Origin of the sequence: Pseudomonas sp. TWR3-1-1, from assembly GCF_049896545.1 — a bacterium.
Taxonomy (GTDB): domain Bacteria; phylum Pseudomonadota; class Gammaproteobacteria; order Pseudomonadales; family Pseudomonadaceae; genus Aquipseudomonas; species Aquipseudomonas weihenstephanensis.
Genome location: NZ_JAFCUO010000011.1, coordinates 161,424 through 170,397 on the forward strand (window position 1 = coordinate 161,424; position 8,974 = coordinate 170,397).

The 8,974-nt window shown below is 55.0% G+C and carries 4 protein-coding genes; 1 reads left to right on the top strand and 3 read right to left on the bottom strand.

Features of this window, described 5'->3' with window-relative positions:
- Window positions 1-125: 125 nt before the first annotated feature.
- Window positions 126-2,102, top strand: coding sequence for a bifunctional tRNA (5-methylaminomethyl-2-thiouridine)(34)-methyltransferase MnmD/FAD-dependent 5-carboxymethylaminomethyl-2-thiouridine(34) oxidoreductase MnmC (mnmC, locus tag ACP7A4_RS20630; RefSeq protein ID WP_426248080.1), 1,977 nt, complete (start codon window positions 126-128; stop codon window positions 2,100-2,102).
- On the opposite strand, the gene ACP7A4_RS20635 is transcribed toward mnmC, so the two are convergent.
- The 3 genes from ACP7A4_RS20635 to ACP7A4_RS20645 form a co-directional block, all read right to left on the bottom strand.
- Window positions 2,089-6,912, bottom strand: coding sequence for an NEL-type E3 ubiquitin ligase domain-containing protein (locus ACP7A4_RS20635; protein ID WP_426248081.1), 4,824 nt, complete (start codon window positions 6,910-6,912; stop codon window positions 2,089-2,091). The genes mnmC and ACP7A4_RS20635 overlap by 14 nt on opposite strands.
- Window positions 6,913-7,825: 913 nt before the next feature.
- Window positions 7,826-7,966, bottom strand: a complete 141-nt coding sequence (locus ACP7A4_RS20640; RefSeq protein WP_426248082.1) for a hypothetical protein — start codon at window positions 7,964-7,966, stop codon at window positions 7,826-7,828.
- Window positions 7,967-8,221: 255 nt separating this feature from the next.
- The gene (locus tag ACP7A4_RS20645) at window positions 8,222-8,410 is read right to left on the bottom strand and encodes a hypothetical protein (protein WP_426248083.1); all 189 of its coding nucleotides are present in this window, start codon (window positions 8,408-8,410) and stop codon (window positions 8,222-8,224) included.
- Between the last annotated feature and the right edge of the window lie 564 nt (window positions 8,411-8,974).

Genomic DNA, 8,974 nt, shown 5'->3' on the forward strand with positions numbered 1-8,974 from the left:
CAAGAGCTCACAAGACTAGCGCAATGCTCTGTCATGCGTTGCAACAATGAACACAAAACTGTCATGGGTCATTCGCGCGCGTACCGATCAGCTAGAATGGCCGCCTTGCCGATGTCGAGCCGCACATGACTATTGAAATGCCCAATGCCCAGCTTGACTGGGATGACCAAGGTCGCCCCCATTCGCGGGTGTTCGATGATGTCTATTTTTCGGACACCGCGGGCCTTGAAGAAACGCGCTATGTCTTTATCGAACAGAACGCGCTCAAAGAGCGCTTTGCCGCCCTGCGGGCTAATGGCCAGATGGTCATTGGTGAAACAGGCTTCGGTACGGGTCTGAACTTCCTCTGCGCCTGGCAGCTGTTTGAACAAACGGCACAACCGGATGCGCGACTGCACTTCATCAGCGTTGAAAAGTACCCGCTCACTCGCGGCGACTTGCACCGCGCCCTGGCCCTGTGGCCGCAATTGAGCGATGTCAGTGAGCAATTACTGGCCGCTTATTTCGCGATCCATCCGGGGTTTCAGACGTTAACGCTGGGCAATGGCCGGGTGACGCTGACGCTGCTGATCGGCGATGTGCTGGAACAATTGAGCCAACTCGACGCACAGGTTGACGCGTGGTTCCTGGATGGCTTTGCACCGGCGAAAAACCCGGACATGTGGACACCCGAACTGTTCGCGCAACTGGCCCGGCTGGCGGCGCCTGACGCCACCATCAGCACCTTCACCAGTACGGGCTGGGTGCGCAGGGCGTTAAACGAGGCAGGTTTCAAAATGCGCCGAACGCCCGGCATAGGCCACAAGTGGGAAATACTGCGCGGCACTTTTCTGGGCGTACCTGAACAGGCGCTGGCCACGTCAGCTGTCAAGCCCTGGTATGCCCGCCCACCCCAACCGACAACTGAACGCAAAGCTCTGGTCATCGGCGGCGGATTATCGGGTTGTGCCAGCGCCAACAGCTTGGCCAGACGTGGCTGGCAGGTGGTTCTACTGGAGCGCCACGAACGGCTGGCCAAGGAAGCCTCTGGCAATCCGCAAGGGGTGCTGTATCTCAAGCTGTCGGCTCACGGCACCACTTTGTCGCAAATGATTGTCAGCGGTTTCGGTTATACCCGACGCTTGCTCGAACACCTGCAACGCGGCCGAGACTGGGATGACTGCGGCGTTCTGCAATTAGGCTTCAACGCTAAAGAAGCACAACGCCAGGCTCAACTGGCCGGTGCATTTGCACCCGCCTTGGTGCACATGCTCGACCAGCCTCAGGCCCAGGCACTGGCCGGGATAGAACTGGCGCAGGGTGGCTTGTTCTATCCCGAAGGCGGCTGGGTTCACCCGCCTGCGTTATGCCAATACCAGGCGATGCACCCCAATGTTCAAGTGTTGACCCACCATGACGTGGTGCAACTGAACAACGTCGACAACCAATGGCAAGCCTGTGATGGCGAACGGGTATTAGCCAGCGCGCCGGTAGTGATCCTGGCAGGTGCCGCCGAGGTCAAACGCTTCCCCGCCAGCAGTGGTTTGCCGCTCAAACGCATTCGCGGGCAAATCACTCAACTGGTGCAAACCGAACACAGTGCCGCGCTGAACACCGTCGTGTGTGCCGAAGGCTATGTCGCACCTGGCCGAATGGGTGAACACACCTTGGGCGCCAGCTTCGACTTTGATAACGATGATTTGACCACTACCCCGGCCGGGCATCAGGGCAATCTCGATTTAATGGATGAAATTTCGCCGCAATTAAGCAGCCTTTTCGGTGAACAACTTGATCCGGCACAGTTGCAAGGCTGGGCGGCGTTTCGCTGTACCAGTCCGGATTACCTGCCAATCGTCGGCCCACTGTCAGACCCGGAAGCGTTTGCCAGCACCTATGCCGTGTTACGCAAAGATGCACGGCAAGTACCTGATACCCCATGCCCTTGGTTGCACGGTTTGTATGTCAACAGTGGCCATGGTTCTCGCGGTTTGATTACCGCACCGCTGTCCGGTGAAATGCTTGCTGCCTGGATCAATAACGAGCCACTGCCAGTCCCGCGCACAATTGCTGAAGCCTGCCACCCCAATCGCTTCGCATTGCGTGCGCTGATCAAAGGGCTGTAGTGGGCGAACCTGATTCCTCAGTCTCCAACAACTCGTTCGTTTTTTGCAGGCTCCAGGCATCGACGGCGGAGTCCATTTGGTTGCGCACTTCGCTGACCCTGCGCAGATAACGCTGACTGTCCATCTCGGGAGATTTTTTTAACAGCTCGCTCAGTGCCTCAAAATAAGGCTCTGTCAATGTGCTGTACTCAGTCTTGGCCCCATTGATCAAATATTGCTTCCAAAATTCAAGCGTGCTGATGAAAGTGTTTTGTTCCGCGGTTTTCTCGGCACTTTCGACTGCTGATCGAGCTTGATTCAAATCTTCTTGGGTCACCCCTGCCAGGTTCTTGAACGTCATGCTTTGAGGCTGGCCTGGCAGTTTGAGGTCTTTGGCCAATCCAATGCGATAGGCCAAAAGAACTTCAAGCTCGTCCGGCGCTGCCCCTCCCTGTAGCACGGCCAGTTCGCAGTGGTGCTGAGCAATTTTTCCCAACTTTTCCAGCCGAAACAAACTTCTGCCCAACGAACTAAGCTCTGACAGTTGAGCCGCCTCCACCGTCGACACCCGCGCCAGCTCCATTTGAATCTCAAGGTTGCTGAAAGCCATCAACACGCTGTCCGTACAACTGCGAGGAGCAGCAGCAATATTGATCAGGTCCTGACGCAACAGCCTGTTGTCATTGGCAGCCTCGATCATTTCCCAAACCCGGCGGCTCAGATCATGGCGCACGGCCTGAGCGTCTGCGGTGGTGGTGAGCCGCGAGATCACATTGAACAGGTCTTCAGAAGCAGGCTCAGCTCTGAGGTTATTCCATAGTTGTTCACGCCGGGCCTGCTCAAGACTGGTAATACCGGTGGTCCAGAACTCAAACGCAGCGGCTTCACTGAGCAGTTCATCACTGTTGATCCCCATCGAGCTTCCACCCTGCATGACAAAGCGGGCCAAACGTAACTTGCTGACATTTGATAACGGGTTATTTGACAGTGTGATGTTGCGTGTGAGCTTGGGCGAAGCTAGATAAACAGTTTCCGGAATCTCTGCGATGCGGTTTTCTCGTAAATCAGCCGCCTCCAGCAGTGGCCGGGTAATCAGGCCCTCTGGCCATTGATCAATCCACGTACGGCGCAGATACACCCGGCGCAGGAGTCTCAATGGGCTGAGGTCCAGTTCGGCCCCTAGAAAGTTGTCGTTAAGATTGAGGATTTCCAGCTTGCCCAAGGCATTAAGGGTGGACTGATTTCCGGCGTTTAAAAACAAATTGTTTCGAGCCGCCGATAAGCGCCGCAGGTTGGGCATTCTTTCCAATTGAGAAGGCAGGTGGCTCATTTCGTTGTTGTCCATTTCAAGAGACTCCACCCCCTTGAAGTGCTCCAGGAAACTCGCAGCTGTGTCCTTGCAATTCATGTTGCTCAGGTTAAGTTCGCGAACATGGCTGAAATCAGCCATGACGGGCAATGCCGGAAAACTCAACAGACGCAGGCCGTCCAGGCTCAACTTTTGACCATCGGCAATGCCGGCCAAGCCAAAGTGCTGTGGATCGTGGCGCCATATTCGTTCAATCAACCCTGCGGCTTGGTACCTGTTTTCCGAGTAGTCAATGTTGGACGCAGCAACCGGTACATCCGTCAATGGTGCATCGATCCAGATCTGCAAGCATTCGCGTAACGCCGTCCTGATCCGCTTGCGTTCGCGCAAAAAATTCAACGGGTTTACGCCGGCCTCCTCCAGACTTTCCAGATAATGCTGCACCTGCTCCTGGTTGAATTCAGGAAACAAGTTACGCACTCGAAGCTGCATGGCTCTGGACTGGATGCCTGCATCAAGACCGCACAAAGGATAACCAATCTGGCCATCCGTCATGATCGTAGGCGGTTTAAAGCCGGGTTTAACCGGCTGCATGCCTAAAACGCGGGCAACTTCATCACGGTTTTGAGCCGCACGGGCCGCCAGCGCCTCATTGATATGGGCAGGCTGTGTTGAAAGACCAAGCCCCATGGCCTCACGCTCAAGCGCCGTCAATGATTGAACGACAGCCTCGGTCAAGGACGCTGATGTACCTGGCTCAAGCACCTGAACAGATCCACGCGACTTATAGCGTTGATAGCTTTCGCCTGTTTTAACCAGAACACGCGATGTTATGGCCTGAGAACTGCCGATTCGACGAATCACAGGCCCCTGCAAACTCCCCTCCCGGACCTCCAACACCATACCTATAGGCCAGTGGGGGGAATGTGTCAGTAATTGCAGCGCCAACTTTTCAGTGTCCGTGTTGCGACTGCCCCGCAAATAAAACCCCTCAATAGCTCGATTCAACCTGGCCTCGCGCAGATACACGCGCGCGGCCTCAGCCAAAGGAAGCGGGACTTTAGAGGTACGCAATACGGCTCTTTGATCGACGCTGGCCGATTCATACAACGCCTGGGCCACAGGACGTGGCAGCCCTGGAAAAAAGACTTCTATGACGTATGCCTCGGGTGCAGACGACACGTTGAATAAGGCATACAAGCGGTCAAACACCGCTTGTCGGTTCTCCCTGACAAAATTGCCCAAGGATTGAGCCAACGCTTGGCCGGGCTTCAGATCCTCACTCAAACCACGACTTAACAGTGCCTTGCCCTCAGCACTCGACAACGCAGCCAGCACAGCATCCAACAATTTCCCTTGCTCCAGGAGCGTGTCCGTCAGGTTGATATGCGCCGTCGTTGCCCACTGCGCATTGCCATATTGCGCAAGGCGCTTGCCTGTCCCATCAACCACCGTCAGGCCCCTGCCTGAAGGCCACCCGGGCATATGAGGCAACTGGCGCAATTGCCAATCGGCCCAGCGATGAGCATTAAAGTCATCCGTGTTCATCTGTTCGATAAACGCATCGAGGCGACGGTCGATCTCAAAGCGTTTAAGGGTCACCGCCAATAACGGGGGTACGGCAAGATTATCAAGGTGCACACGGCGCATAACGTCTTCGGGGGTATGGGTCAACAGCCTGATGTGCTCCAGCGCGCGCTCATCCAGGCTGGCCCTTGCATCGCTCAACCGGCCGACTAAAACCTCACTGCCTTGCCAATCTAACGGTTGCTCATGGGCATGCTGCCAGGCGCCCTCGCCGTTATGCAGCAATGCAGGTTTGAAAGCTTCAGGCCTGCGGCCATGGGTGATGCGCCACTGCCCAAGGGCATCATCAAATTCAACCGGGTAGTGCTTGCCATCCACACCAACATGTTGCTTGCCCGCGACCCGGAAAAAGCCTTGCCCGTCAGCCTTGTGATGGTGCAAAGCTGCCTGCTCATTCACGTAGTGCTCCATGTTTGTGTCCCAAAGGCGGACCGTTCCATCATCGCGCCTGATGGGCTGCAAGCCTTCGAAGTGCGCCTTGGTCGCAGCACTCAAGCGACTGGCAACACTCTTGAGCACGGTGGCCCCGCCTACGATGCCAGCATCGATTGCGACTTCCTTGGCAACATTGAGCAAGTGTTCGCGGGCGTGATCGACATCGCCCTGAGACCAGTCCTCAACGCCTTCATAAACCTCCTTGAGCATGTCGCCTATCGCCACGGCCAACATCAGGTCGCCCAACACGGGTACAAACAGGGCGGCCACATTGACCAACAACAAGCCCGCATTTTTGTAGAACTGCCAACGCGCCTCGCGCGCCTGCTCGTCCAGCACGCCCGTCGGCACTGCCAGCATCAGTGCATCGGCAAACATGTTTTTAAGCTGCACCTGGCACAAGTAGTGCGCCGCCCTCATGTTGAGGGGAGCTGTCGTGAGGCTTAGATGGTCGCGTTTTTCATGCACTTTTTGCATGAAATCAGCACGCGCGCTCAGGCTGACGAAACGCGAAAAGAAATGGGCATATGCCGGGTCTTGAAGTCGCACCCTTAAGGTATTGGTAAACGCCTCTAATGAACTGAACTCAAAAAACGGCGCCACCGGATCGTTCGGGATATAGACAATCAGCCGGTTATCGGGATGCAGCAGCGGCGTGTCGCAAGTGAACAACACTACCCCGTCAATCACGGTATCCAGAATGGACATTGAGCTGAGCAGGACAGGCTTTCCATCCAGCATCCCGGTTGTCACGGATGCTGTCCCTGTAGCGCCCGGCAACTCGGCCAACACGGCCTGATAAGCGGTGGGTCCTATATTTTTTTTAAGCAGTCCAATATGCGCATCAACCTGCATGTCATAGGCCTTGAGCCGTTGCAGGTGAGTGAGCGTCGTTTGCTGCGCGGCGCTGGGTTGGAGAGTGCCTGAAGCAGCAACCCCCAAAAACTGCTGAAGATAGGTCTGATATTTTTGCCCCAGGTCCAGCCTGCGGCACAGGGCGGCAAACTGCTGGGGTTTGACCGCACTGACCTGCTCTTCATGCCCGCCGTGACGAATATGACTTTGCGGATTGAAGCCACCCGGCAGTGCTTCAGCCTCAGAAAAATTTTGCAGTGCGGCCCACAACAACGTTTTTGGCTCATCGCGCACCGTGTAATGCCGCAACGAAAAAGCGAGCGTGTCGTCCGCAATCAGGTGGACATGGACAACTGCCAGATAGTCGCGGTGAACATCCAGCAAAGGCCCGAATTCACGCCACGCTTCAGCCGCCAGCAATGCCCCGCAATACACCTCGACACTCTGCAATTCGCCGAATTTTTTGCCGATCAAGCCATGGTAGGAACGGCTTTGCGCCATCGATTCATTCAAGGCCGTGAGAACCCCGGGATCGGCGTCCACCAGCCACTTGGGCAGGTGACTTTGCACCATTTCCAAGGATTCAAGGTCACTGAAAGTGGCTTCTCGGGCGTCTAGTGGCAATTTTTTGAGTGAGCGAGTCATAAGCGATCTTCTTCAAGTCAGAGCAAACAGGTCATCACGCTACCTGCGCCGTGCGGGGAAGATGCCGTACATAGTTATGAGCTGACTCAAGTGACCGCCTGCGAATTTTTTTGAACGTTCACGCAAACCAGGGACTCGTAAAAAACAGACGACTTACGGCGGCGCACTCTGACGATGTGTTAGCGCCGAAGGGATCGGAAGACAGGTCAGAGCTTTTTATCCGATCCAAAAACAGGGCCATAACGCAACAGGCCCGGCTTCAAAAGGGTTCAAGCAGTATGTGTGGATTAGCTGGCGTATTCCAAAGGCGCTAGACAAGGGGTTTCAGCGTGCTCTGAGGCCCCATAGAGTCCCTCAAGGGAACATTGATTGGTACAAAAACTGGTACGGGATTTCCCCCCTCCCCCGGCGTCCTGCCGAACGAACACAAAAACAATCCATCAGCATCACCGGGAATATTTCGCGCCGATTTTGTCGTGAGTAAGTCAGCCCGCAAGCTTGCACTGGTTAACAGACCCGCCACCTGAGTTCGCCATAATGGGTCTTACCGCCACGAATTCCAGATGGCAGGATTCGCTTCAACAAGTGCTTTTCATGTGCCGCGAGAAGGCATGCTAATTTTTCCGACTGCAAATGTAGGTGCTGACAGCATCGGCATCGACGATTAGAAAGATCGGGGCGGAGTGATTCGAACACTCGACCCCTAACACCCCATGCTCGAAGGAGCATGGCAACTCCTTTAAACATTGTTGCTTTCTCTGGCGCTCGCTGCAATCGAATAGCCATAGATGCAGATGGGTGCGTGAGAGAGTCACGCAAAAGTCACGCAAGCTATTTATCCTCTCCTGGCGTCCTGCCGAACGATTACCCTCCCCACCGTCTACTCGCACCGCTTCAGCTTAACGCTCCCGACTCACAGCATCAGCGCCTTGGTGCGGATCTGGGCGGCGTCTTCGACAGCCAGGTACAAGGTTTCAATGTCGGACGGTTTGAGCACCTTGAGCACTTCCAGCGCCTCGATCACGCATTTGGCGCGCTCGTTGGCCAGATGCACGCTCAGCGTGTCGCGCTGAGCTGGATAGCGGTCAGGCGGCGGCGCAGGGTGTGGATAACGGCGTCGGGCATGGTGATGTCCGCGAGGGAATCGGGAGAGACGGTCGTGGCGGTGGCTTCCTATTCTGAGTGAGTGGCCCGCACTGCGTAAAATCATTGCCTGAGAGGGGCGCGCCAGAGCCGAGGGTGTTAAAGGCCTCCACGCTCGGAGCGGGTGTGTGGGCCTTTTAAACATAAGAGGCGTTCTCGTACTGGCTTACCAATCCTGCATCACTGACGGAGCCACGCGGTTGTGCTTCCAGCCCATTATGTACAACGGCGATGCGCTGCCGTCTTCCAAACTGTCCGGGTTTACGATCAGCAACACCCATCCAGCCTCGATCATTTTGTTGACCATACGCAGATCACGGACGTGCTTGACTTCCTTAACTCCCTGAGTTGACATCAGTATGAATCCTTTTAAATGGTGGAGCAGTTTAATCTCTTGCCGACTGGAAATGGAGGGGCGGCCGTATATTGCCTATTGCTAGCCCATCCGCTACCTCGCCTGCCTAACGAACATAAACTTCATGCAGCACCAAAAATAATTTCTGGGATATTTCGCGCCGATTTTGTCGTGAGTAAGTAAACCCGCAGGTTTACGCTGGTTAACAGATCAGCCAAATCGCAATGAAGTCAGGTTGACCGGCGCCTGAGTTCACCATATTAGGATTTTCCGCCACGAATTCCAGATGACGTGATTCGCTTTAGAGCGTGCTTTTCATGTGCTGCTAGAAGGCATGCTAATTTTTCCGACTTCAAATGTAGGCGCTGACAGCATCGTCATCGACGATTAGAAAGATCGGGGCGGAGTGATTCGAACAATCGCCCCCTAGCACCCAATGCTCGACCTAACAAAACCTTATATCATTGTAATATATGAATAAATTTCTTAGTCAAGGATCAAAAAAATCAATGGTTTCTCGTGCATTAGCAAACGATAAGCTGTGGCATTCAGGGTAGGTTTTGG

What these genes read in the sequence shown, in the direction of transcription:
- mnmC (WP_426248080.1), top strand. Translation starts at nt 126, where the DNA reads ATGACTATTGAAATGCCCAATGCCCAGCTTGACTGGGATGACCAAGGT.
- ACP7A4_RS20645 (WP_426248083.1), bottom strand. Translation starts at nt 8,410, where the DNA reads ATGTCAACTCAGGGAGTTAAGGAAGTCAAGCACGTCCGTGATCTGCGT.
- ACP7A4_RS20635 (WP_426248081.1), bottom strand. Translation starts at nt 6,912, where the DNA reads ATGACTCGCTCACTCAAAAAATTGCCACTAGACGCCCGAGAAGCCACT.